Source organism: Tardiphaga sp. GW822-FHT04G09 (assembly GCF_058800725.1).
This window is the reverse complement of record NZ_JBXAMO010000004.1, coordinates 181,922-205,524: the sequence shown is the minus strand read 5'-3', so window position 1 is coordinate 205,524 and position 23,603 is coordinate 181,922. Positions and strand designations below refer to the sequence as shown.

Below are 23,603 nucleotides of genomic sequence, written 5' to 3'. Positions count from 1 at the left end.
GAGACTCCCGTCATTGATCGACGCTATGCGCTAGCGCTTCAGGTTGACGAGCACGTCGAGCAAATCAGCGCCGGTCTGGAACACCTTGGAATTCGCGGTGTAGCTACGCTGCGACTCAATCATTGCCGTGAGCTCGTTGGCGAGATCGACGTTGGATGCTTCGAGAGCTTCCGGCTTGATCGTGCCGAGACCGCTATTGCCCGCGAAATCGACCTGGATATTTCCGGAATTGATGCTGATCGAATAGACATTCCCGACCTCAGGCGACAGATTGTCGGGACTCGGCACCGTTGCCAGCGGGATCTTGTAGGTCGCAAGGCGCGTACCGTCGTCGAAGATCGAATACATCGTGCCGTCGGAACTCACTTCCACGCGATCAAGCGCGCTCGGTGCATTGCCATTGGTGGTTGCCTTGAACTGAAAGTCGGCTGCGACCTGTGTCATGTTCGACATATCGAGCGTGAATGGCGAACCGCCCGGGATTGTGAAAGCCATCGATGTCGGGCTCGCCGCATCGAGCCTGCCTTTGCCGGTCGCGCTGACGTCGAAAGTGAAGGTTTGGGTCGACAATGCCGGACCACCATAGGGGAAGCCGCCGCCGGCGGCCGCGTCTGCGTTGTTGTAAATCTCCACATCCCACGTATTGGCGGCCGTCTTGAACATATACATGTCCAGCTTCACCGGATTGCCAATATTGTCGTAGGTGATCAGTGAGGTTTTCGACGTATAGGCTGGCGGGCCCGCGGTGATCGCCGCATTGGAATCGAGGTTGGCGCCATCGAGCTTCGCTGTCGTGGTCGGATTTCCGAGCAGCGTCTGCTGGGCGATGTTGACGACCTCCAGATTTCCGAGACCGTTCGCGACCACATCCGGCGCCGCGCCGTTCTTGATGTTGTAGCCCATCAGATAATAGCCAGCGGTATTGTAGAGATTACCCTGACCGTCAGGCACAAAGGATCCGGCACGCGTAAGATAGGGCGTTCCGCCGGAATCGCTGACGATGAAGAAGCCGTTACCCTGGATCGCCAGGTCGGTGGCCGACGTCGTGTAGTTCAACGTTCCGGGATCGGAGATGGCGTAACGAACCTGCGTCTCGACGCTGCCGGAATTGTAGTTTCCGGTGCCGCTGCGAAGAATGAGAGAAGAGAATTCTGTCGAGGCGCGCTTGTAGCCTGTCGTGTTCACGTTGGCGATATTGTCAGCGACCGTTGCCAGCTTGTTCGACTGCGCGTTCATGCCGGAGCCGCCTGTGCGCATCACCCCATACAGACTCATCGATTATCCTCCGTTTCACGTGTGAAGTATTAGAAGTGAAGTTGCTTGCGTGAGGCTGGCGGTTATCCACAGGGTCATCGTGACGCAGTGCGTTCGGCGCAAAAGTCGCGCGCCTTGCTTGTCCACGAGCCGAACCCGCTTGCGACAAGGCTGCCGATAACACTGCAGATATAGCGCTTCTGGCCGATGACATTGGTCGGCCCGGCATTGTAGCGCGCGACGGCCATCGTCCAGTTTCCCTCGCGCTCGCGCAGGTCTTTCAGGAATCGCGCGGCGTAATCGACATTGCGCGCGGGATCGAACATTGCTTCCACGCTGGGAAATTTCCCGCCGTGATAGCGATGATTGATCTGCATACAGCCGAGGTCGACCAGCTTCGCGCCCTTGGCCTTTTCTTCCGTAAAGCGCGCAACGGCATTGCGCAGATCGGCGGCCAACACTGTTCTGCCATCGACATTGAGTGCATAGGGATTCAGCATGCCCTTGCGTCCGGTCTCGCTGAGCCCGACCGCATACAGCACGCCGAGCGGCACATTGTGACGGCGGGCCGCGCGTGCCATCTCCCGTTCGCACGAGCCCTCAGCCTGAGCTTCGGTCGCGGCGCTAGATATAAACAGTGCTGCTGCGAACCCGATTGCTGTTTTGATCCTGCTGCCGTTCCGCCGGCCTTGGCGATTGTTCATGGTCATGCCTGTTATGCCGTGCACCGCTCTGCGCATCACCGGACGATCGCCCCGAAGAGCCACCATCCGCCTGCGATCCGCCTGACGACGGCAGCGAGGAACGCTGATCGGACTGCCCCTGCTGTTGCTGTTGGCCATTGTTCAGATTTGAATCGGGGGCGCGGGTATGATCTATCGCCGCGATGTCGAACGTGTAACCAGCCGACTGCATGGCGTCGGTGAGCGCACCGCGCTCCTGCCGCAGCATCTGCGTGGTCTCGTAGCGATCCGCGGTGAGGTGAATCTCCACGGAATCGCCGGCAAGCCGCATCTTGACCGTGACGGAGCCGAGATTGGGCGGATCGAGTTCGAGCGTCATCATGCGCACCGGCCGGCTATCCGCAGCCTTGTTCGTTTCGAGCCCCGGCGCGTCGGCCGCGCGGGCCCCCTCAGGTGATGCGACGGCCGCCAGATCAGTCGCCATCCGATCGACGATCTTCTGTAGCGTCGTGATCTGTTGCACGGGTTCAAAATGCGTTTCTTGTTCGCGAACGACCGCTTTCGCGACCGGAAGCGCCTTGGTATCCGTCGTCTCGACCGTCAGCGTGAACCGCTGCGTAGCGGCTGCATCGGCGTCGGACACGTCGCCCGTTGCAACGTGAATGAGCTTCGCAGGATCGAGCACAGCAGCATCTGCCTTCACGTCCGTTGCCGAGGTGCGAGGCGCTGCTTTGTCATCACCAGCCAGAGGCGAATGAGCGTGATCGAATTTGGCCATCGCCGCACTGAGCGCGGGATCCGGACCGTGCCAGGGGGTAGGTTTTGTCGCTCCCTCCTCGCCCCTCGTCGCCTTCGAATCGTCATCATCGGTTTGATCGTCCCTGACGTTCGGCTTTTGCGCGACGTCCCCCGTCAATTCCGCAAGAACGGATGCCGCGTCGAGCGCCGGCTTTGCTTCAACGATCTTCGCGTCATCAGCTGTCCTGGCGGCATGTGGCATAGCCATTTTGGGCTCCTTTGAGACCAGGCGGAGCTGCTCGCGAAAGTGATCGGCTTTTTCCTTGCCGTCCTTGCTATGGGCGCTGCCGTTCAATCCGCCTTTCGCCCCGGCCTTTCCGGCCGCCGTCTGGCGAAGCGCTGCCGTCAGGAGATCGGCATTGTTCATCGGGTTTTCTCCTTTAATTGCTCCTGCGACGCATCGAGCAGCTTTTGCGCCCGATCGACGGCTGCGAGAGAGCGGCTGAAATCAATGCGCGGCCGCATGGCCGTCTTCGGTTCGCTGCTTCCGTCGCTCTTGGCTTTTGCCTCCGGGAGCGCCTTTCGAACATTCAGTCCAATGGCAAGCGCGGCGGTTTGCAGTTCGACGTCACGTTCGGATAGTTTTGCCTTGTCAATCTGCTCAAGCTCGGCGATTGCCGTACTGTGCGCGGATGTCGCGACCCGCGCCGCGGCACGATACAGCCGCGCTCGCGCACGCTCGGCGCTGTCGTCATCGGACAATGCGAATACACGGTCGGCGGCGAGCACCGTCATTTCAGTCTTGCCCCGCACCAATGCCGTTCTTGCAATAAGGAGATAGAGCGCGCGCTGGCTCGCCCGATCGAGATGATCGAGTACGGCAACAAGACGCGGAAAACGATCGGGACGCTGTACGAAGCTGAAGCGCGCGACAGAGAGCGCAAAGCGCTGGCGGAAATTGCCTGCATAGATGGAATGCCGATATCGGCGAAAATAACGTATCGCAAGAGCTTCGAACTTGTCGAAGTCGTCGTCCTGCCCGACGATGAAAATCTCCCGACGCAGCGCCGCCTCCTCGACCAGCGTGCCCGGCATCATCAGCCGCACCTCGTCGAGCAACGCGATCGCGGCCTTCAGGTCGTCCTGGGCAACCAGTGCCGACTGCACCAGCGCAATCTCGGCACCGAGCGCCGCGGGCAGACTGCGTGGCTTGATACTCGCGAGCTTCGACTTCGCTTCGTCTGTGCGCCCTTCCACATAGGCGATGGCGCCGTCGACAATCGACTCGTCGATATTCAGCACATTGCGAGAGCGAAGGCTCGCGACCACTTGCGGAGACCCGCCACTCAAGAGGAAGGTGACAGCTGCGCGAGAATTACGCGGCTCCTTCCAGACGGCAGCATCGGCTTTCAGGAAGCTCTCACCCAGGCGCTTCAACAAGGCGGGTTGGGAATTGTGGGCATCGAGATCGCCGCGTGCGATCTGATCCTGCAGCATCTGCAGTGAACGAACCATCTGATACGGCTCGCGTATCTGGTCGTCGGCCGGCTGCGCATGTGCGCCGCCAAGACCGACTAGAAGCGTTGCTGCAATGATCCTGACGCTCGTCATAGCACGGGAGCGCGGATCAGAAGCTCGATCCGCCGGTTCTGCGCGGCGAGCGGATCATTCTGAATTTTCGGCCGGCGGTCCGCATAACCCTCGATGCGCTCGACCCGCCCTGCGTCGAGGCCGCCGCGCACCAGCATGTGATAGGCCATATGCGCACGTGCGGTCGACAGCCGCCAGTTGTCATATTCCGACGTGCGATAGACGCGGCTGTCAGTGTGACCGCGCACGATGACCTGGCCGCGGTTCTGCGCAATCATCGGCGTGATCTTGTCGAGCACGCGAACGAGACCGGGCGTAGGCTCGGCCGAGCCGTTGGCAAACATTCCGTAATTCACGTCATCCGTCAGATTGATCAGGAGTCCTTCCGGGGTTTCCCTTACTTCCGCCACCGGACGCGCTGGTCCAATGGCGGCCAGTGCCGCCGAGATTGCGGCCTGGAGTTTGGCGGCATCCATCGGTTGGGCTTTTTCTGCCTGGGCGGGCGCCTTGTCGGACTGCGCCTGAGATTTGTCAGCTAGCGCCGCTGTCTTGTCTGCCTGCGCCGATTGCGGGCGACCCGCCGCCGGATTGGACTTGTCGCCATCGTCAGCGAACAACCCGGCGGGCTTCGGCGCCTCCTGCTTGTCGGATTTCGCGGGAGTTGAATTCGAGCCGGACATCTCCTGCCCCGGGGTGCCCGTGGCATCAGGCTTGGCATCGAGCGGGCGCGGCTCCTGGCCCTCGCTCGCTGCAGCAGCAACATCCTCACCGAATGGAAGGCTGCCGGCGTCCTTGCGTCCCGACAGCTTCTTCTCGAGCGACGAGATCGACGCCATCGGCCAGTTGATGGGATCGAAGGGGTCTCGATAGGCCTCTCCGCCCTTCAAACCTTCCTTGCGATTCGGATCCAGCGACGCACTGGTCTGCCCAGGCCGCGGGGGACCGCCGGCGATCTCCGATAGCACCGCATAAGGATCGCGAAACAACGTCGCCTCGCCATAGCGCGGCTGCGGAGGCTGCGGACGCGCGAGCGCATCCGTCGGCTGGCCCGGCTCCGGATGCGGCCACTTGCTCTCGCCTTCCACGGCCTTGCCGGGGTCAACCCGCCGGGCGTCGTTGATGCCTTTGCGATCCGGCGTCGAATCCGTCAGCTTGATCGGATTGAAATAGTTGGCAACGCTCTCACGCGTTTCCTGATTGGTAGCATTGATCAACCACATCACCAGGAAGAACGCCATCATCGCCGTCATGAAGTCGGCATAGGCGATCTTCCAGACACTGTTCTTCGTCTCGCCGCTTTCGAGAGAACTGCGGCGGCGAATGATGACCAGTTCAGTTGGAAGCGGATCGGCCATCTCAGCTCTGGACCGCCATCTTCAATCGCTCGGTCCAGACCTTGAGCTGAGTCTCAAGCACGATCTGATCAACGATGATCGACGCTTCCGCTTCGGGGCCTGCACGCAATTCCGATGCAATGGCGCGGACGCCGAGCTTGCTGCGGATCAGTTCAAGCAGCTCCGATGGGCCGGTGATGCGCAGGACCGGGCGGCGGCTGTCGGTGGTAATCGACGACAGATGCTCGATGAATGACGTGACGGCCTGCTTCTGCACAGCGTTACTGATAAGCGGCTCAAGAAGTCGGGCGGCTACGCCGGCGATTCTTCCCTGCAACTGGTCGCCCATTTCGGCGATATCGCCGGCGAGCTTGGCCGCAGTCTCGTTGACCAGTTGCTGCCGTTCTTCGGCGGCCTGCGCCGCAAGCGTCTGCTTTTCCTGCTCCATGCGTCGTTCGAACTCGGCGAGTGCACTCGCATAGCCTTCGGCGCGACCGCGCTCATAGCCATCATCCTCCTGCACAACAGGGGGCTTTGGCTGCATCTGCGCCTGCGGCTGAAACGACGGTTGCTGCTTTGCCTTCTGCAGAAGCGGCTGATGTTGCGGCTGCACGCTGGAGTGATGCAGATGGTCGAAAGGTACGACCCGGCTGCGCGTTTTTGGCGGCTCCGGTCGATCGAAATCGGCGATCAGACGTGCGACTTGCTCTGCGCTCATACCGCTTCCTCTTGTCTGATCCATTGTTTCAGAATCGCTGCCGCCTGCTTCTCATCGAGCTGGATGATCTGTTCCAGCCGTCTTTGCGGCGTATTCTGCATACTGCTCGAGACATCCTGGATAAGATTGGGCGGAGCCTCGCCTCCTGACAGAGCCGCGGTCGCCATCGTGCTGCTGCCACTGAGCAGCGCATTCGTCTCCGCCTGGAACTGCGTCGTCTCGTCGGTCTTCGCGCTCGCCAGGATCGTATTGATGGCCGGACGCAGACCGAACCAGATCAGCATGCCGGCCACGGCCAGGATGGTGATGGCACTTACGAGACTGCCCGCCTGACGCATCATCACCTCCGTGAAGGTGATCGACGGCACCGGCGCAAGATCGCGCGCGCCTTCCATGAATTCGACCGCCGAAACCTGAATCTGGTCGCCGCGCGGACGATCGATGCCGGCCGCGGTCGCAGCAATCTGCGAGATCTCCGCGACTTTGGCTTCGATCGCAGCATCGCTTACCTTGTCGCCGAGGCTCGCAATGAGACGCGGCCGATTGACCAGAACAGCAAGGAACATCTTGTTCACCACGAAACCGTCGCTCGTAGTGGTCACCGTCTTCGACGACACTTCGTAATTGGTGATGTCTTCGCGGCGCTGCTTCTCGTCATTCTGGTTCTTGGCACCGGTCGCGTTGACCTGCTGATCAGGCAGATTCTGCTGGACCGTGGTCGGTTGCTGGCGATCCAGGCTTTGCGACGTTTCCTTCTCGCGTACAGCACGCACAGAGCGCTGTACCCGCGAGTCTGGATCGTAGACCGTCTCGTTGGTCTGTTTCTTGTCGGTGGACAGCTGGGTCGCAACGCTGACCTCGAAGTTATCGAGCCCCAGATAGGGCGTCAGTGCCCGGCTCACATTCTCCTGGATCGAGCGGCTGACGACCTTCTGCAAATTGGCCATTGTGGTCGGCGTTGCTCCGACACCGCCGCTGCCGTCATCGTCCGAAAGCAGCGAACCGTCACTGTCGAGCACGGTGACCTTGTCCGCGGTCATTCCCGGCACGGCCGCAGCTACGAGATGACGCACCGAGCGGGCCGTGCGCGCATCCGCCGGACCGTCCGTTCGCAATACGACTGAGGCCGACGGCGGTGACTGCTCACGCCGGAAAGATCCGCGCGCGGGCATCACGATATGGACGCGCGCAGCCTTGACCCCTTTGAGAACCTGGATCGTCCGCGCAATCTCGCCCTCGAGTGCACGCACGCGCGTGATCTCCTGCATGAACGATGTCAGGCCGAGCGAGCCAATCTTGTCGAAGAGCTCATAACCGCCGCCGGTCGTGCTGGGCAGGCCCTTGTCCGCCAGCAGCGTACGCGCCTGCGCCGTCTGTCCGGGGCGAACATAGACGGTGTCTCCCGCCGTATTCAGATCGAAAGCGATGTTCGCGTCGCGCAGTACTGAGCTGACACGCGTCACATCCTCGCGGCTGAGACCGGAATAGAGAACGTTATATTCTGGCCGGCTTATATAGTACGCGCCGCCGCCAACGCCGCCGAACACAGCGAAGCCGACCACCGCGAGCAGAATGAGACGCTTCGTGCCCAGCTCAAGTAGATTATTCCAGAGCTTCTGCGCGTGCTCACGATTGACCATAAAAACCCCTGCCCACTTCCGAATCGATCATCGATTGTGAAGCTTGTCCGAGGGTTACGGAGTGCCGGAAAGCAAAATGGCCGCGACCATGATGGTCGCGGCCATTTCTATTCACGATGCGAGAGCGATTAGCCGCGGAACAGCGACAGGATGCTCTGGCTGCCCGAATTCGCGATCGACAGCGCCTGGATGCCGAGCTGCTGCTGAACCTGCAGAGCCTGGAGGCGGGTCGATTCGGCGTTCATATCCGCGTCGACGAGCTGGCCGATACCGCGATCGAGCGAGTCGGTCAGGGTTTTGACGAAGTTCTGCTGCAGGCCGATGCGGTTCTTGATGGCACCGAGGTTGGTGGCCGAATCGGTGATCTTGGCGAAAGCATTTTCGACACCCGCAATGTAGGTCTCGAGCTTGGCCAGGTCGGCAGCGTTATCGGTGAGCTTCGAGATGTCCATCGACGAAACGCTGAACGTTTCCCAAGCGGTACCGGTATAGGCGTCGTAGGTCTGGTCCAGAACGCCCTTCTTGGTGTCGACCGGGGTCGCGAGTGCGGTCAGCGTGACAGCAGCACCGAGACCAGAAACGCTCGCGTCAATGGCAATATCGGAGTCATTGCGGCTCTTGAACGACAGCGTGGTGCCATCCGCCGCAACGCCAACCGACAGGCCCTCGATGCCGAGCTTGTTGATCGACGTCGCGATATCCGACAGAGAGGTGTTCGCAGCGACGGCAATGTTGATCGCCGGAGCAGTGCCAACCGTCACCGTGATGTTGCCGCCAACGTCGGTGGTGGCATCGTATGCAGCAGTGGTCGCCGTCGGAAAGGTCTGGGCGTTATAGGCAGTGTCCAGATTGGCGTCGTAGAGTTTGATCGCGCCCAGATCGATCGAGAGCGTATCGATCTTGACGGCACCACCGGCACGAGAGAACGACGATACGACGCTCTTGGTCGCATTGTAGCTGGCAGAGGTCGAATCGCCCGAGATCCAGTTTTCACCGTTGAAAACGGCGCTGTCGGCGGTGTTCTTCAGCTGCTTCTGCAGCTCGGTGATTTCGCTCTGGATCTTGGCGCGATCCACGCCCGGCGTGCGGGCAGCAACCAGCTTCGACTTGATCGACGACACGACGTCCACGGTGCCGGTCAGGCCAGTATACATGGTATCGATGGTCGCGGCGCCGAGGCCGAGAGCGTCCTGCACGGCGCCCAGAGCCTGAACGTCCGAACGCATCGTGGTGGCGATCGACCAGTAAGCGGCATTGTCCGAAGCCGTCGACACGCGATAGCCGGTGGAGATGCGATTCTGGGTGGTCGCGAGGTTGGAGCTGACCGTGCGCAGGGTCTGCAGCGCGGTCATGGCGGAGGAATTGGTCATCAAGCTAGACATCGTATGTCCCTTTAATTTGATTGATTTGCTGGGGACATACCGGACTTTCACCGGTACGGCAGGGCGGCATCATGCCTTTGGAATGTCGATATCTGATCGACCCAACCTGTCGTGAATTGCAAGCTAGCCACCAAACCTTACCTAAAGCTGAAGGCAGCAGCGACCAGTATAGTTAACAGCGGTCATTTGATTCGTCATTTATTCCGTGACGGATCGTCGATCTAGAGAAACGACTTTACGAGACCGACAGCGAGCAAGTTCCAGCCATCGATCAGCACGAAGAAGAGTACTTTGAACGGCAGAGCAAATACTGTCGGCGGCATCATCATCATGCCCATCGACATCGTTAGTGTTGCAACAATCATGTCGATCACCAGGAACGGCATGACGACAAGAAAGCCGATCTCGAATGCGCGGCGAAGCTCCGACACCATGAATGCCGGAATGATGATTCGCAGATCGACGCGCTGACCATCGAGTTTGACCTTCATACTCTCGGCAGCGAGGTTCTCGAAGGTCTGCAGATCCTTTTCACGCACGTGCTGCAACATGAAATCCCGGAACGGATCTGTGACCCGCGAATAGGCTTCCTGCTCAGTGATCTCATTCTTCATCAATGGCTGAAGGCCGTTTACCCACGCCCGATCGAAGGTCGGTGCCATCACATAGAACGTGAGGAACAGCGCAAGGCTGATCATCACAATATTAGCCGGCGTTGTCTGCAGACCGAGACCGGTGCGCAGGAACGAGAGCGCGACGACAAATCGCGTGAAGCTCGTCACCATGATGAGCAGGCCCGGCGCCAGTGACAGTACCGTCAGCAGCGCGACCATCTGGATGATCCGGCCGCTGGCACTCCCCTCGCCCTGCGGAAGCAGACTCGAGAGATCCGGCACCTGCGCCACCGCAGCCGTCGGCAGAAGCACCAGGAGCAGGATCGGAATAATACGCTTCATTGCACCACCAATGTCTCGATGATCAGTTCGCGTACCTTTCCGCTCGACCGCGTCAGCGCACGTTCGTTCAGATCTTCGCGCAGATACTGCAGACCGCGGGCGCCCTCGATCTGCGTCGGTGTGAGCGTGCGCAGATAGGCTGCGACGTCCTCACCGATGCGGGCGACGACGATACTCGCCTCTTCCTCGGTCAATTTATCGGTCACGATCGACGCCTCCATGCGAATCCAGGCATTCGGCGGGGCCGCCAGATTGGTTACGACCGGTGTGATCTTGCGCAGCCGATCATTGGCATTGAAGGCGGACGAAATCGGCTTCTCGGGAACCTCCTTCTGGCTTTCGCTGATGCGCTGAAATGTCGACATCAGGTGCAGGCTGGCGAGCGTTCCTGCTCCCACCGAGAGCACAGTGACCAGCAACAGGGCGCCAAGCCACTGCATGATCCCGGGGCGCTGGCCTTCATTCGCTGTGTTATCGGCCATGGTCGATTTCCATCAGAACGGCGCGACCTGGTCATAGACCTGTTGACCCCAGTTCGGCTGTTGCACTTCCATCGACCGGCCACGCCCGCCGTACGAAATTCGCGCCTCGGCGATTTTTTCATAGGCGATGGTGTTGTTACGGCTGATATCGATCGGGCGCACGATGCCGCCGACATTGACGACGCGCATCTCGTAATTAACGCGCATCTCCTGCGAGCCGCTGACCAGGAGATTTCCGTTCGGGAGTACGTCCACAACAACGGCAGCCACCGAGAAACGCACTTCTTCATTGCGGTCGATCTTGCCCGCGCCCTTGTTCGATGACTGGGATTTGACGTTGGTGTCGAAATTTCCTGCCGAGATCCACTTGGCAATATTGGCCGAGTAATCGGACTCTACCTTGATCTGCGAGTCGCGCGACCGATCGGTCTTGTTGTCGAGGATCGCCTTGTCGTTCATCAGAATATTCACGGTCAGAAGATCCCCGACCCGCGTCGCTCGCGGATCGCGATAGAGATCCTTGCGGTCGCTCCAGACCGACTGAGGGCCCGCGCCGCGATAGGCACGCCTCTCGATCGGAATTGCGCGCGCATCGACCTGCATGCCATTGCCGATCGGCGACATATAGGGCGCCTGGCCAACCTCGGCGAGATTGCTGGCGCAGCCGGTCAGGCATGACAATGCGACCGGAATCAGAATCACTCTCAACCAGATCATTTCTTGGCTTTCCCGTCGTCGGTGCGACGCATCCCAGCGAGCGTGTCGGCGAGATGCGCGCCACGAGCCGGTTCCATTTCATTGAGAATCGCGCTGGCGACGCGAACGCGCAGCTTGGCGAGAACAGCCGCTGCCGTGTCGTCAGCCATGCTGGCGATCTGCTGTGCCGCGGCTTCCGGATTCATGCGCGAGTAGATCTCGACGACGCTGTCTTCCGCCTTTTTGAGGAACTCCTCGCGCAACTTCAGCCATTCCTCATACTCGGCGCGCTTGGCCTCAAGTTCGGCAATACGCAGCTTCAGCTTGGATTCCGTCGCTTCCAACTCTTTCTGCTGCCACGCCACACGCGCATCGAGCGCCTGGTCTGCGATGTTGCTGCAGAAACGCGCGACGTCGGATTCCTGGGAACTCGCGGCTGCGCTATCCTTCTTGTCGATTGCGCCCGTGACCAGCGCCGAATCGGCAGGCGGACGCGCAACTGGATCTTGCTTGTTGACCGCCGGGCGGGGGCGCGCAACTTGCGGCGTCTTTGCAAATTCGCCGAGATTGAGCGGCTTCGACAGCTTCTGCTCGGGCACGGCGAGTGCCGGCGCCGACATCACCATGCCGACCAGCAGAAGAGACTTGATTGATCGACTTACGACGCGCGCCATTCGTGTTCTCGTGATTCAGCTGAGCGAGCGTTGCACGCTTTGGCTTGCGTGACGCTGACCCGGGCTTACTGGATGACGAGTTCCGCCTGCAGCGCACCGGCGGCCTTGATCGCCTGCAGGATCGCGATGATTCCCTGCGGTTTGAGGCCGATCTGATTGAGACCACGCACCAGGCGCTGCAAGTCCGCACCACGCAGAATGGCGATTTTGGCGCCCGGCTCATTCGCTTCGATGAAGGTCTGCGGCACCACCACAGTCTCGCCGCGCCGTGCAAAGGGCGATGGTTGCGACACGATCGGAGCCTCGGTAATTCTCACTGACAAATTGCCATGGGTCACCGCGACCGTCGAAATCTGCACATTGCGACCGATGACCACCGTTCCCGTACGCTCATCGACCACCACGCGGGCCGGTGTATCCGGCTCGACCAGCAGCTCCTCGATTTCGGCGATAAACCGCACCGGCGCAGTCGAACGTGGTCGTGACAGCACGATGGTACGATAATCGCGCTCGAACGCCACGACCTTCTGGTAACGGCCGCTACTATGGGCGTTGATCGCATCCATGATGCGCGTTGCGGTAACAAAATCCGGATTCTTTAACTCAAGAATGAGCGATTCCATCTCGCTGAAACGCCCTTTGACCTCACGTTCGATCAACGCGCCATTTGGGATACGGCCAGCCGTGGCCACACCCTGGCTGAGCGTTTGAGCCGCGCCTTCGACGTTGTAGCCACCTACAGCGATGGCGCCTTGCGCAACGGCATAGGTTTCGCCATCGGCACCGCGCAATTGCGTCATCACCAGCGTTCCGCCAAGCAGGGATGACGCGTCGCCAAGCGACGAAATCGCGACGTCGATCCGCGAACCACCCGCGACGAACGGCGGCAGGTCAGCCGTCACAACGACAGCTGCAACATTGCGCGTGCGCAACGAGGTTCCCCGGATATTGATGCCCATATTGTCGAGCATCGACTGCAACGACTGCTCGGTGAACGGCGCGTTGCGCAACGTGTCACCGGTCCCCTTAAGGCCGATCACAAGGCCATAGCCCAGGATCTGATTCTCGCGCACCCCCTTCAGATTGGCGATGTCCTTCACGCGCACAGCGGCATCCGCCGCCGAGATGGAAAGCGCAAGCAGGAGACCGCAAAAGATACGCAGCATCATCCGTTCTGAATCCGTACTGATCCGTCCTGCTGGACGATGCCCCGAATGGTCACGCCGGTGTCTAGATTGCGAAGCTGTACCAGCATGCCAGGATTGCCTGACTGCAGGGACGTTGCATAGGTGACGATAATGAGCCCATCATCCTCGACGAGCACCTTCACCACAGCACCGCGGGTGACGGCCTTCAGATCCTCGAGCCCGTTGATCGGAATCAGGTGCCCCGCCAACAGCGTACGACGTGCGATTCGGCCAACGAGTGACGCTCGGTCATTGATGAACGCACTTGCCCCCTGGATATTGGGGGCGAAGTTGCGATCCATGATCATCTCATCCCTGATGACATCACCGGGATAGATCGCCGTCGCCGGCACGGGATAGCGGACGGCATCTTCCGCGGCATTTGCGACGCCGGCGATGCCGGCCGCGAGCGCGAAGCTCGCGAGCCAGCGGATGACGATGGTGACTGCGCGCATCAGGCCGACATCCCGTTCTGTGGATTTACCGCAAGCCCTTGGAGATGGTCGAAGCCATCTCGTCAGCTGCCTGGATGACCTTCGAATTCATCTCATAGGAGCGCTGCGCCGAGATCAGTTCGGTAATTTCCTTCACTGGGTCAACGTTCGAGCTCTCGAGATAATGCTGATGCAGCTTGCCGTAGCCGACATCCCCCGCAAAGCCGACAACCGGCACGCCGGACGAGACCGTCTCGCGATAGAGATTGCCGCCCAGCGGATCCAGACCGGATTCATTGGAGAAGTTCGCGAGCGACAGCTGGCCGAGCTGAACAGGCGCAACGTTTCCGTCGACCTTCGCGAAGACCTGGCCCGACTCGTTGACAGTGACGTCCACCGCATTCTGGGGAACGATGATCGCTGGCGTTACGAGATAGCCGTCCGGCGTCACGAGCTGGCGGTTTTCATTCACATTGAATGCACCGGCGCGGGTGTAAAGCGTCTCACCATTAGGGCCGGCGATCTGGAACCAGCCGCGGCCATTGATGGCAAGGTCATAGGTATTGCCGGTCTGCGCCATTGCACCTTGCAGATGCAGCTTCCTCACGGCAGCAGAACGCACGCCGAGACCGAGCTTTGCTCCTTCGGGCACTGCACCTTCACCGCTTCGGTTGGGCACGCCCTGCGCACGGTCGATCTGATAGAACAGATCGGTGAACTCCGCGCGGGAGCGCTTATACGAAGTCGTATTGATGTTCGCGATATTGTTCGCGATCACTTCGACATTGAGTTGCTGCGCGCCCATACCGGTGGCAGCAATGGCCAGAGCTCTCATGATTGAACCTCAAATCGCCATTCGGCTGACTTCTTGATACGCCTGAACGACCTTGTCGCGGACGGCGACAGCCATCTGCAATGACCGCTCAGCAGACATGACCGCCTCGACCACCTTCTGTGCCGAGAGCTTGCCGTGGATGGACTGGATCGACGCGGCTTCGCCGGCCTTCATCGAGCCTATGGCATCGGCTGCGACTTGTTCGAGAACGTTATTGAACCCGACGGTGGACGCACCAGGCTGGGTTGCGGGCGTCGCTGAATTGACGACCTGGCTGGTTTTGGCGAGCTCGCCAGCACTGCTGATGACTGAGGATACCGCTTCAAGCATTGTTAGCTCCTCAAGAGATCGATGGTCATCGACACCATGGATCTCACCTGTTTGATGACTTGAAGGTTAGCCTCGAAGGATCGATTGGTTTCCCGCATATCGCCCATTTCGATCAGCGAATTGACATTGGGCAGCCTCACATAGCCGGTAGAGTCGGCAGCCGGGTGGCCTGGTTCGTAATCCACGCGGAAGGGCGCCTGATCGGTTCCGATATCCTTGACCTTGACCATCCGCACGCCCGCAGCACGATCCATCTCGGCCGTGAAGGTCGTGGTCTTGCGACGATACGGATCCGAGCCGGGCGTACGCCCCGTCGAATTGGCATTGGCAAGGTTTTCCGACACGACTCGCAGGCGGGTCGACTGCGCCTCGAGGCCGGAGCTCGCGATCTGAACGGACGCCTGCAATGGGTCGATCATTGTCACCTCCCTCAGGTCTTCATGCTTGTCATGAACATGCGATGAAACGATTTGACGATCGCCGTATTCAACGAATAGTCGCGATTGATATCGCCGGCCTTCAGCATTTCCTGCTCGAGGCTGACGGAATTTCCGGAGTGCACGGTTTCCCAGCTTTTTTCCTTGCGCATGCCCTGGGCCTCCACCGATGAACCGGTCGTAATGTGCGCCGGTGAGGTCACCGTCACGGGAACAACCTTGGATCCAATGATCTTGTTGAATGGCTCAATGTCCTGCGCGCGATAGCCCGGCGTGTTCGCATTGGCGACATTCGACGAGATTGCGGATTGCCGCAGCGACAGCCAGCGCTCATGCGACGAGGCAACATCGAAGAGATAGACGGGTCCCACTTATCCCCCAGACAAACATGATTCCTTCATCATGGTTTACGAATGGAAACTTGTCCGAGGCTGGAGATGCGCATCACGACATGCACGGAACTTACGCATTCGTCTTCTGTTTGCGCGAATGCAGGAAATAGATGATTTCTGCGACAGGGCGGAAGAACTCCGATGGAATCATCTTGTCGATATACGCGACATCATACATTGAGCGCGCCAGCATCTTGTCTTCCACCACTGGGACACCATTCTTCTCGGCAATTTCCCTGATTTTCAGCGCGATCAGATCCTGTCCCTTTGCAAGCACCGTCGGCGCAGCGTCTTCGCCCTGCTTGTACTTCAACGCAATCGCGTAATGCGTCGGATTCGCGATCACCAGCGTGGCACGTGGCACGGCCGCCAGCATCGACTTGCGCGCGCGATCGCGCGCCAGCGAACGCAGCCGCGATTTGACGATCGGATCGCCTTCGGCCTGCTTGAACTCGTCCTTGATCTCCTGCTTTGTCATGCGCAACTCGCGCCGCCAATGGAAGCGGGCCCAGACAAGATCGAGCGACACCAGGACAATGGTCGCAATGCTGATGGCGGAGACAAGTCGCATTGCCGTCGTCAACACCAATTCCGGAACAGCCGCCGGATCGCTAAACAATGCATTCACGGCCACGGCCTCCTCAGCCCGCAAGACGATCATCACGACCAGACTGATAGCGACGAACTTGAAGACCGACTTTCCGAATTCCACACGTCCCTGCGCGCCGAAGATCCTGCCCCACCCCTTCGCGATCGAAATGCGCGAAGCATCCGGCTGGATGCGATCGAACACAATGCGCGGCGCGTTCTGCAGGAAAGATGACGCCAGCCCGGCCAGCATCAGGACGATAACAATCGGAATAACCAGTCCCGCCGCACTCATACCGACCGCGGAGAGCAACCCAATAGCATCCGTCCCATTGCGGATGCGGATACCCGACGGATCGTCGATCAATCGGGTTAAAGTGAACGTCAGTTTTCTGACATTGTCGGTGGTCAGAAAACTTTGAATAATCAATAGCGCGAGCATGGAGGCGAAAATCGGCGCTTCGCGCGAGACCGGGATCTGACCCTTCTCGACGGAATCACGAACCTTCTTCTCTGTCGCCTCTTCGGTTTTACTGTCCTTGTCGGGTTCGTCAGACACAATGCTCTATCTTCAGGTGAATACCGGCTGATCTTCTTGATCGGGATTGAGTTCAATTTCGCCGCGTCCGGCCATATCGAGCGCAAGGTCGGTAATGGCGCGCCGCGCATCCAGGATTTCGCGCTGATTCGCGGGGATACCGTTTGCCAGTTCGTGGTCCACCAGACGACGGGTGCGCGAGGCAAGCGACGACAGAATGAGCTCGCGGAATGTCGTATCCGATCCCTTGAGCGCCATCACCACACGGTCTGTTGGCACCTGATCGAAGATCAGCATGCGCGCCTTGGCCGTGAGATTGACGATGTCGTCGAAGGTAAACAGCATACCCTTCAGAATCTCGGCCGACTTCGGCCGCGACTCGGTGAGATTCTTCAGCGACTCTTCCATTTGCGTCCGCTCCATCTTGTTGATGATATCAGCCATGCGCGGATAGGTATCGGACGCCAGGTTGCGGGCGAAGTTGATCATGAAGTCTTCGTGCATCGTTTTCTCGATAATGCTCATGGCATCCTCGACAACGGGCTTGAGGCTGAGCATGCGTCGCATCAGGTCGTGACGGATATCCGATGGCAGATGGCTCATCACGCGGGCAGCACAAGCCGGTTTTACGCGCGAGAGAATCAATGCCGCCGTTTGCGGGTGCTCCTTGAGGAGATAGTTGGCCAGCAGACTTTCCGAAACAAGCGAGATGCGTTCCCACACCGACTTCGTCTTATTGCCCAGAACTTCGGAGATGATGTCAGTAATCTGTTCCGGCGGCAGCACGCCGGTCAGCAGCTTCTCCAACTCACCGACGGTGCCGAAGATATTCGGACCTTCCGAGAAATTCTGGGCGAATTCCTCGATGATGGTCTCGAGCTCCGGTCCCGAGATGGGTTTGAGCTCGGCCGCAGCGCGCGTGACCAGTTTGATCTCTTCGGGATCGAACTCCCGGAGCAGGCCGCCCGAGAGCTCGCGCCCCATGGCCAGCAGAAGAGCTGCCGCTTTCTCGGTGCCACCCAGCGGTTTGACGCTGGTGCCGGCGCGCTTAGCAGGTGCATTGAATGCCATGAGGAGTATCTCTTTGGGAAAGTCTCTTTAAGCGTCCGAATCCCCGGACGCTCCTCCGACGATTTCCGTCAGCGATACACCGAAACGCGAATTTTCATCTTCCACGACCACGACCGCGCCGCGCGCGACGATGCGTCCGTTGACGACCACTTCGACGGGCTCGCCAACACGGTGATCGAGCGGGATCACCGCGCCACGGCCGAGCTTCATCAGATCCGCGACCGGCATAGTCGCCGAACCGAGCAATACCTGCACCGTAACCGGAATGCGCAGGATCGGCTCGAGATTCGCCAGCCGACTTGTCTCCTCGGCAGCGCGACCCGCGAGATCTGCCAGTTTGCCGAACGACGCGCCGTCAGTCTTCAGCGCGTCGGTAGCCGTAGCGGCGCTTACCGGATCGATATCGAATGATTGCTTCATATCCCCTGCCTTCTTGAAAATTCAGATATTGGCCTAAGCCGGATTTTGCGCCGCTGTGCGAGTATCGATCTCCGCGATCGCCTTGCGCGCCTCGTCGATCTTGTCACCGAGCGCCTGGACCATCTGCCTTCCGTCCGAACTGAATTCGCGTACCATCAGCACCATGTCGTCCACCGTTTCATTGGTCTTGACGACCACAGTGGTGAACTCGCCCTGATGCGCGCGCAACTTCACGAGCTCGCGATGCATCTTGGTGACGCGAATGCTCGTGAAGAGCAGGGCTGCGAAAAGGATGATGTCAACGAGCGAGGATACCATCGATAAATTCCCGTTTTTGGTCGGCCGATTCCTTGACCTGCAGTGAATAGACACCGTTCATCTGGCCGAGCTGACACCAGAACAGGCGTTGATCATTGCATTCGAGACGAACCATGGTGTCCGGCGTGGCGTTGAGCTTGAGCACCTGGCCGACATGAAACTTGGCGACTTCGCCAAGGGTGAACTGCCGTTCTTCAAGAACCGCCTTCAGAACGACTTCGGTCCGTTTGATCTCGCTATGCAGCTGACGGCTCCAGTTCGGATCGGTGGACGCCGACTCACCGGATACGATCTGGGACAGCGCCTGACGGATCGGATTGAGCGCTGCATGCGGAATGACGATGAACATCTCGCCGCCGCGATCGAGACCTTGCAACAGGATCTTGGCGCATACAGCCATATTGTTGAGGCGGCCAATCGCGAGGTAATCCATGCGCGTCTCGACGCGCTCCAGGTTGAACGTCACGTCGGAGGCACGGTCGAACGACGCTTGCAACGCTTTGCCGAAGCGCTCGAACAGCGCCTGCGCGACATGCAGTTCCACATTCGAGAATACCCGCGGCATATCCAGCGGCGGCTCCGCACCATCGGCGCCGAACAGGAGCTCGATCATGGTGTAAACGAAATCGCGATCGAAGCCGATGAGGATGCGCGCATCCCATGCTTGCGCGTAGAACACAGCGGCAATTGCTTCGCCCTCATAGCGATCGAGGATATCGGAGAGGCGATCGCTGCCCACGCTGCTCAGCGAGAAATACGACTGCGACGGCGACATGGATCGCAGGCTTTCGGCGCAAAGATTTGTCATCTGGTCGAAAATCACATGCAGCATCGGCATGCGTTCGACGGAAATTCCGGCGGCCCCTAGAAGTTGATCCGATCCTTGATCTACACGGCCTGACTTAACGTCTGACATCAGGCCCGCGCTCCCGCTTTCGCCGAGGGTTCAGCAGGTGCCGCTTTTGCAGCACCGCCTGAGATAGTTTCGCTTTCGACGACGTCGATCGACGGGCGCTCGCCAGGGCCGATCATCTTGCGACCATGTTCGATCGCGATCTGTGGCAATGCCCCATTCATGAAGGCCAGCAGCGACTGCTTGACGATCACATACATCCGGGCGCGCTGCTCACGCACCATCTTGATCTTGTGGGCCAGCGGCGCGACGAGTCCGTAAGACAGGAAGATGCCCGCAAACGTGCCAACCAGCGCGGCACCGATAAAGCCACCGAGCAGTTTCGGGGACTGATCGAGTGCACCCATCGCCTTGATGACGCCGAGCACAGCAGCGACGATGCCAAGCGCCGGCAGCCCTTCGGCCACCATCATCAGCGAGCCATACGGCTTCATCTTGCTGCGGATGATGGTCTCGATCTCTTCGTCCATCAGCGCTTCGATCTCGTGCGGCCGAGCGCTCCCCATGATAATCAGACGGAAGTAGTCGCAAATGAAGTGGGTGAGCGGCTCGTTGGCGAGCACTGTCGGGAAAGCGGTAAAAATTTCAGACGACGGAGGATCGTCGATATGAGCCTCCACCTCGTTACGGCCCTTGTTCCGCACTTCACGCATCAACGAATGCAAAAGCCCCAACAGATCAAGGTAGTGACGCTGCTTTGGCACCGCTACCGTCAGTGCCTGCACGGTAGCGCGACCGGTGTCGACCACGGTTTTCCAGGGATTCGCGATGACATAGGTACCCAGCGACATCCCCATAATGATGACGAACTCCCAGGGCTGCCATATCACGCTGAGATGCCCGCCCATCGCGGTGAAGCCGCCGATCAGACTGGCGAGTGTGATGATGACACCAAAGAGAATACTCAAGCGCACCGCTCCAGATTGAGGATGCGACTCACTTAGGCAACGATGCTTGCACGAGGCTGACATCGGCCTGCGGCGGCCAGCCCCGCGCAAGCTTGTCCGGGGAGTTTGAGGCCAGTCTCGCCGCATGCGCCCGCAGACTGGGGAACCCACTGCCGATGGTCTCGACAATCGCAAGCTACCAGCTGATCTCCAAGAATATCGTCAAATCGTTGCAGCAGACGATGGAGAAGCCGGACGTGTCGAAGGACACGGAATACTACCTGTCACACATCCGCGATGTGAAGACGATCGACGAATTCATCGGTGACTATCGCCTGTTCAGCTATGCCATGAAGGCCTATGGGCTGAGCGACATGACCTATGCCAAGGCCTTCATGCGCAAGGTTCTCACGGAAGGTGTCGCCAGCTCGACCACGTTCGCCAACAAGCTTTCCGACGCCCGCTACCGCGAATTCGCCACCGCATTCGACTTCGCCAAGCTGGGTGAGCAGGCGACAAGCACGACCGCCGCACAAGTCGGAGTCGTCGAGAAATACGTTCGACAGCAGCTTGAGGAAGACGCTGGATCGCAGAATGAAGGCGTTCGCCTGGCACTTTATTTCGAGCCCAAGGCACCCAAGATCACCAGCATCTATCAGATTCTGGCAGATCCAGCGCTACTCAAGGTCGCCCAGATCGCGCTTGGTGTGTCATCGATGACCTCGATGGCGGATGTCGACAAACAGGCGAACATGCTCGGCGCGAAAATCGACATCACGGATTTCCAGACCCCGGAAAAATTGCAGAAATTCCTGCAGCGTTTTTCGGTGATGTGGGAGATGGAGAACGGAACGTCCACCACGCAGCCGGCTTCAAGCATCTTCATCACACAGCCGCTCGAAATGGGTCTCAGCACGGATGTGCTGACCAGCCTGCAGAATCTGAAAATCGGACGATAAAATGCAATCAGCACTCTATGTCAGCCTCTCTGCCCAGGTCTCGCTCGAAAAGCGGCTCGAAACCATCGCGAACAATATGGCGAATATGAAAACGGCCGCATTTCGTGCTGACGCTGTGAAATTCGAGACTGCGATGTCGCGCGCAGCGACGCAGGCGGTCGCTTTTTCCTCGCCGGGCGAGAACTTCATCTCGCGCAAGGAAGGCGCCATTACCCAGACCGGGAATACGCTGGACGTCGCGGTCACCGGAAACAGCATGGCCGCCTATCCCGGCGGCACCGACCCCGGCCACACGACGTGGATGGCATTTGCTGGCCCGAACGGCACGGTCTATACGCGCGACGGCCGCATGCAGATCGACATCAATGGGCAGCTTCAGACCCTCACCGGCTATCCCGTGCTGGATTCGGGCGGCACGCCGATCATCGTCGATCCCGATGCGGGCCCGCTCACGATTGTGCGCGACGGCACCATTTCGCAGGGCCGGATCCAGGTCGGTCAGCTTGGCCTGTTCGACATCGCACCGGACGCAAAGCTGGAGCGGTTCGGAACATCGGGCGTGATCCCCAACAGGCCGGCGACCGCTGCGCTCGATTTCGTCACGGTCGGCTTTCAGCAAGGCTATGTCGAGGGATCGAATGTGGACCCTCTGACAGAACTCACGCAGATGATGACCGCGCAACGCACGTTCCAGAGCGTCAGCTCATTGATCGATAATTCGGAAGGCACAATGCAAAACGCCATTCGTACGCTGGGCGACCCGAAGGCCTGATGCCTGATGTGACCGGCGGGAGAGCTCGATGAACGCGCTTGAAAAACTCGAATCGACCATCGCAACCCTGCGCAGGGACGTACCGACCGTGCGTGTCGGCGGCATGGTGTCCGAGGTCACGCCGACGCATTTCCGTGTGTCGGGCCTGTCGCGATACGTCAAGCTCGGCGAGCTGATCGGACTGGAGATCGACAAGCGGGTTCATCTCGGTGAGGTCGTGCGAATCGACAATGACGGTGTAACGGCCAAGCCGTTCGACTCGCACTTCGCCGCAGGCCTCGGCGTTCCCGCTTTCCGAATGCCTCCCAAGACACTGTCGCCGCATCCGTCCTGGAAAGGCCGCGTCATCAATGCGCTCGGCGAGCCACTGGACGGCGCCGGCGATATGCCGGTCGGCGAGCGCGAGATGCAGACCGATGCAAATCCTCCGCCGGCGATGAGCCGCTCGCGCGTCAGCAAACCACTTCGCACCGGCGTGCGGGTGGTGGACCTCTTCACACCGCTTTGCATCGGCCAGCGCATCGGCGTCTTTGCCGGCTCCGGCGTCGGCAAAACCACGCTGCTCTCGATGCTGGCACGCGGGTCCGGCTTCGACGCTGTCGTCACTGCACTCGTCGGCGAGCGTGGCCGCGAAGTCCGTGAATTTCTCGAAGAATCGCTGGTCCATCACAAATCGCGCGCCATCACTGTGGTCTCAACCAGTGACGAGAGCCCGATGATGAGGCGGCTGGCGCCGAAGACGGCGATGACCATCGCCGAATATTTCCGCGATCGCGGCGAGTCGGTGCTGCTGATTGTCGATTCGGTGACCCGCTTCGCCCATGCATTGCGCGAAGTCGCACTCGCCACCGGCGAGCCGGCGATCGCACGCGGCTATGCGCCGAGCGTGTTCAGCGAACTCCCACGCCTCCTCGAGCGTTCGGGACCGGGCCTCGAAGGCCAGGGCTCCATTACCGGCGTCTTCGCCGTACTGGTTGATGGTGACGATCACAACGAGCCTGTGGCCGATACAGTGCGCGGTACGCTGGATGGGCACATCATGCTGGATCGCGACGTCGCCGATCAGGGCCGGTATCCCGCCGTCAATGTGCTCTCATCAGTCTCGCGCCTCGGTCAGCACGTATGGTCGCCGGAGGAAGCCAATCTAGTCCGGAAGCTGCGTGCCATGATCGCGCGTTTCGAGGACACCCGCGACCTTCGCCTGATGGGCGGCTATCAGCCCGGCCGTGACAGCGAGCTGGACCAGGCCGTTCAACTGGTGCCCAAGATCTACGACGTGCTGCAACAGCATCCGATCGACCCGTCCTGCGCCGAGCCGTTCCAGGAATTGCTGAGCGTGATCAAGACTGCGATCGGGTAACCACCCTCCCGCGCT

The 23,603-nt window shown here is 59.7% G+C and carries 27 protein-coding genes; 3 read left to right on the top strand and 24 right to left on the bottom strand.

Annotated features, from left to right (window positions below; translation table 11 throughout):
- Positions 1–30: 30 nt before the first annotated feature.
- The 24 genes from AC1RLZ_RS10120 to motA all read right to left on the bottom strand — a co-directional run bounded on the left by AC1RLZ_RS10120 (position 31) and on the right by motA (position 20,518).
- Positions 31–1,275, bottom strand: coding sequence for a flagellar hook protein FlgE (locus AC1RLZ_RS10120; RefSeq protein ID WP_371420309.1), 1,245 nt, complete (start codon positions 1,273–1,275; stop codon positions 31–33).
- A gap of 74 nt (positions 1,276–1,349) precedes the next feature.
- Positions 1,350–1,835 carry a transglycosylase SLT domain-containing protein gene (locus AC1RLZ_RS10115; protein WP_493188534.1) on the bottom strand — a complete coding sequence of 162 codons (486 nt, stop codon included), beginning with the start codon at positions 1,833–1,835 and terminating at the stop codon, positions 1,350–1,352.
- Positions 1,836–1,878: 43 nt separating this feature from the next.
- Complete coding sequence (gene fliK / locus AC1RLZ_RS10110) at positions 1,879–3,102, bottom strand: flagellar hook-length control protein FliK (RefSeq protein WP_493188533.1); 1,224 nt, start codon at positions 3,100–3,102, stop codon at positions 1,879–1,881.
- Positions 3,099–4,286: a chemotaxis protein gene (locus tag AC1RLZ_RS10105; RefSeq protein WP_493188532.1), complete on the bottom strand. Its 1,188-nt coding sequence runs from the start codon at positions 4,284–4,286 to the stop codon at positions 3,099–3,101. Before AC1RLZ_RS10105 ends, fliK begins: the two co-directional genes overlap by 4 nt.
- Positions 4,283–5,620, bottom strand: coding sequence for a MotB family protein (locus tag AC1RLZ_RS10100; protein ID WP_493188531.1), 1,338 nt, complete (start codon positions 5,618–5,620; stop codon positions 4,283–4,285). Before AC1RLZ_RS10100 ends, AC1RLZ_RS10105 begins: the two co-directional genes overlap by 4 nt.
- A 1-nt stretch (position 5,621) precedes the next feature.
- Positions 5,622–6,317: a FliH/SctL family protein gene (locus AC1RLZ_RS10095; RefSeq protein ID WP_493188530.1), complete on the bottom strand. Its 696-nt coding sequence runs from the start codon at positions 6,315–6,317 to the stop codon at positions 5,622–5,624.
- Positions 6,314–7,957 (bottom strand): flagellar basal-body MS-ring/collar protein FliF, encoded by a 1,644-nt coding sequence (gene fliF, locus AC1RLZ_RS10090; protein ID WP_493188529.1) that lies wholly within the window; start codon positions 7,955–7,957, stop codon positions 6,314–6,316. The genes AC1RLZ_RS10095 and fliF overlap by 4 nt, the downstream gene beginning before the upstream one ends.
- A gap of 128 nt (positions 7,958–8,085) precedes the next feature.
- Complete coding sequence (locus AC1RLZ_RS10085; RefSeq protein WP_493188528.1) at positions 8,086–9,339, bottom strand: flagellin N-terminal helical domain-containing protein; 1,254 nt, start codon at positions 9,337–9,339, stop codon at positions 8,086–8,088.
- 221 nt (positions 9,340–9,560) lie between these two features.
- Positions 9,561–10,295, bottom strand: a complete 735-nt coding sequence (gene fliP / locus AC1RLZ_RS10080; RefSeq protein ID WP_371420317.1) for a flagellar type III secretion system pore protein FliP — start codon at positions 10,293–10,295, stop codon at positions 9,561–9,563.
- Positions 10,292–10,777: a flagellar basal body-associated FliL family protein gene (locus AC1RLZ_RS10075; protein ID WP_493188527.1), complete on the bottom strand. Its 486-nt coding sequence runs from the start codon at positions 10,775–10,777 to the stop codon at positions 10,292–10,294. Before AC1RLZ_RS10075 ends, fliP begins: the two co-directional genes overlap by 4 nt.
- Before the next feature lie 12 nt (positions 10,778–10,789).
- A complete protein-coding gene (flgH, locus tag AC1RLZ_RS10070) occupies positions 10,790–11,485 on the bottom strand; it encodes a flagellar basal body L-ring protein FlgH (RefSeq protein ID WP_493188686.1) in 696 nt (231 codons plus the stop codon).
- A 5-nt stretch (positions 11,486–11,490) separates the two neighbouring features.
- Entirely contained in the window at positions 11,491–12,147 is a 657-nt protein-coding gene (locus AC1RLZ_RS10065) for a MotE family protein (protein WP_371420320.1), read from the bottom strand.
- A 65-nt stretch (positions 12,148–12,212) separates the two neighbouring features.
- A complete protein-coding gene (gene flgI, locus AC1RLZ_RS10060) occupies positions 12,213–13,313 on the bottom strand; it encodes a flagellar basal body P-ring protein FlgI (RefSeq protein WP_371420415.1) in 1,101 nt (366 codons plus the stop codon).
- A complete protein-coding gene (flgA, locus tag AC1RLZ_RS10055; protein WP_493188526.1) occupies positions 13,313–13,789 on the bottom strand; it encodes a flagellar basal body P-ring formation chaperone FlgA in 477 nt (158 codons plus the stop codon). The genes flgI and flgA overlap by 1 nt, the downstream gene beginning before the upstream one ends.
- 25 nt (positions 13,790–13,814) lie before the next feature.
- On the bottom strand, positions 13,815–14,603 hold the full coding sequence (gene flgG / locus AC1RLZ_RS10050; protein WP_493188525.1) for a flagellar basal-body rod protein FlgG: 789 nt from the start codon (positions 14,601–14,603) through the stop codon (positions 13,815–13,817).
- Between the two features lie 9 nt (positions 14,604–14,612).
- On the bottom strand, positions 14,613–14,933 hold the full coding sequence (gene fliE, locus AC1RLZ_RS10045; RefSeq protein ID WP_493188524.1) for a flagellar hook-basal body complex protein FliE: 321 nt from the start codon (positions 14,931–14,933) through the stop codon (positions 14,613–14,615).
- A gap of 2 nt (positions 14,934–14,935) precedes the next feature.
- A complete protein-coding gene (gene flgC, locus AC1RLZ_RS10040) occupies positions 14,936–15,352 on the bottom strand; it encodes a flagellar basal body rod protein FlgC (RefSeq protein WP_371420324.1) in 417 nt (138 codons plus the stop codon).
- Positions 15,353–15,363: 11 nt separating this feature from the next.
- Positions 15,364–15,741: a flagellar basal body rod protein FlgB gene (gene flgB, locus AC1RLZ_RS10035; protein ID WP_493188523.1), complete on the bottom strand. Its 378-nt coding sequence runs from the start codon at positions 15,739–15,741 to the stop codon at positions 15,364–15,366.
- A gap of 91 nt (positions 15,742–15,832) precedes the next feature.
- Positions 15,833–16,909: a flagellar biosynthesis protein FlhB gene (flhB, locus tag AC1RLZ_RS10030; protein WP_371420326.1), complete on the bottom strand. Its 1,077-nt coding sequence runs from the start codon at positions 16,907–16,909 to the stop codon at positions 15,833–15,835.
- 12 nt (positions 16,910–16,921) lie between these two features.
- Positions 16,922–17,959: a flagellar motor switch protein FliG gene (locus tag AC1RLZ_RS10025; protein ID WP_493188522.1), complete on the bottom strand. Its 1,038-nt coding sequence runs from the start codon at positions 17,957–17,959 to the stop codon at positions 16,922–16,924.
- A 27-nt stretch (positions 17,960–17,986) separates the two neighbouring features.
- Positions 17,987–18,379: a flagellar motor switch protein FliN gene (gene fliN, locus AC1RLZ_RS10020; RefSeq protein WP_493188521.1), complete on the bottom strand. Its 393-nt coding sequence runs from the start codon at positions 18,377–18,379 to the stop codon at positions 17,987–17,989.
- A 33-nt stretch (positions 18,380–18,412) separates the two neighbouring features.
- Positions 18,413–18,697: a hypothetical protein gene (locus AC1RLZ_RS10015; protein WP_371420329.1), complete on the bottom strand. Its 285-nt coding sequence runs from the start codon at positions 18,695–18,697 to the stop codon at positions 18,413–18,415.
- The gene (locus tag AC1RLZ_RS10010) at positions 18,678–19,613 is read right to left on the bottom strand and encodes a FliM/FliN family flagellar motor switch protein (RefSeq protein WP_371420330.1); all 936 of its coding nucleotides are present in this window, start codon (positions 19,611–19,613) and stop codon (positions 18,678–18,680) included. The genes AC1RLZ_RS10015 and AC1RLZ_RS10010 overlap by 20 nt, the downstream gene beginning before the upstream one ends.
- Positions 19,613–20,518: a flagellar motor stator protein MotA gene (gene motA / locus AC1RLZ_RS10005; protein ID WP_493188685.1), complete on the bottom strand. Its 906-nt coding sequence runs from the start codon at positions 20,516–20,518 to the stop codon at positions 19,613–19,615. Before motA ends, AC1RLZ_RS10010 begins: the two co-directional genes overlap by 1 nt.
- Positions 20,519–20,673: 155 nt before the next feature.
- Here motA and AC1RLZ_RS10000 point away from each other — a divergent pair, with 155 nt between their 5' ends.
- The 3 genes from AC1RLZ_RS10000 to fliI are packed head-to-tail and all read left to right on the top strand — an operon-like array spanning position 20,674 to position 23,588.
- Positions 20,674–21,456 (top strand): DUF1217 domain-containing protein, encoded by a 783-nt coding sequence (locus tag AC1RLZ_RS10000; RefSeq protein WP_493188520.1) that lies wholly within the window; start codon positions 20,674–20,676, stop codon positions 21,454–21,456.
- Position 21,457: 1 nt separating this feature from the next.
- Positions 21,458–22,228: a flagellar basal-body rod protein FlgF gene (gene flgF / locus AC1RLZ_RS09995; RefSeq protein ID WP_493188519.1), complete on the top strand. Its 771-nt coding sequence runs from the start codon at positions 21,458–21,460 to the stop codon at positions 22,226–22,228.
- A 28-nt stretch (positions 22,229–22,256) separates the two neighbouring features.
- Positions 22,257–23,588, top strand: coding sequence for a flagellar protein export ATPase FliI (gene fliI, locus AC1RLZ_RS09990; protein WP_493188518.1), 1,332 nt, complete (start codon positions 22,257–22,259; stop codon positions 23,586–23,588).
- The last annotated feature ends 15 nt before the right edge of the window (positions 23,589–23,603 follow it).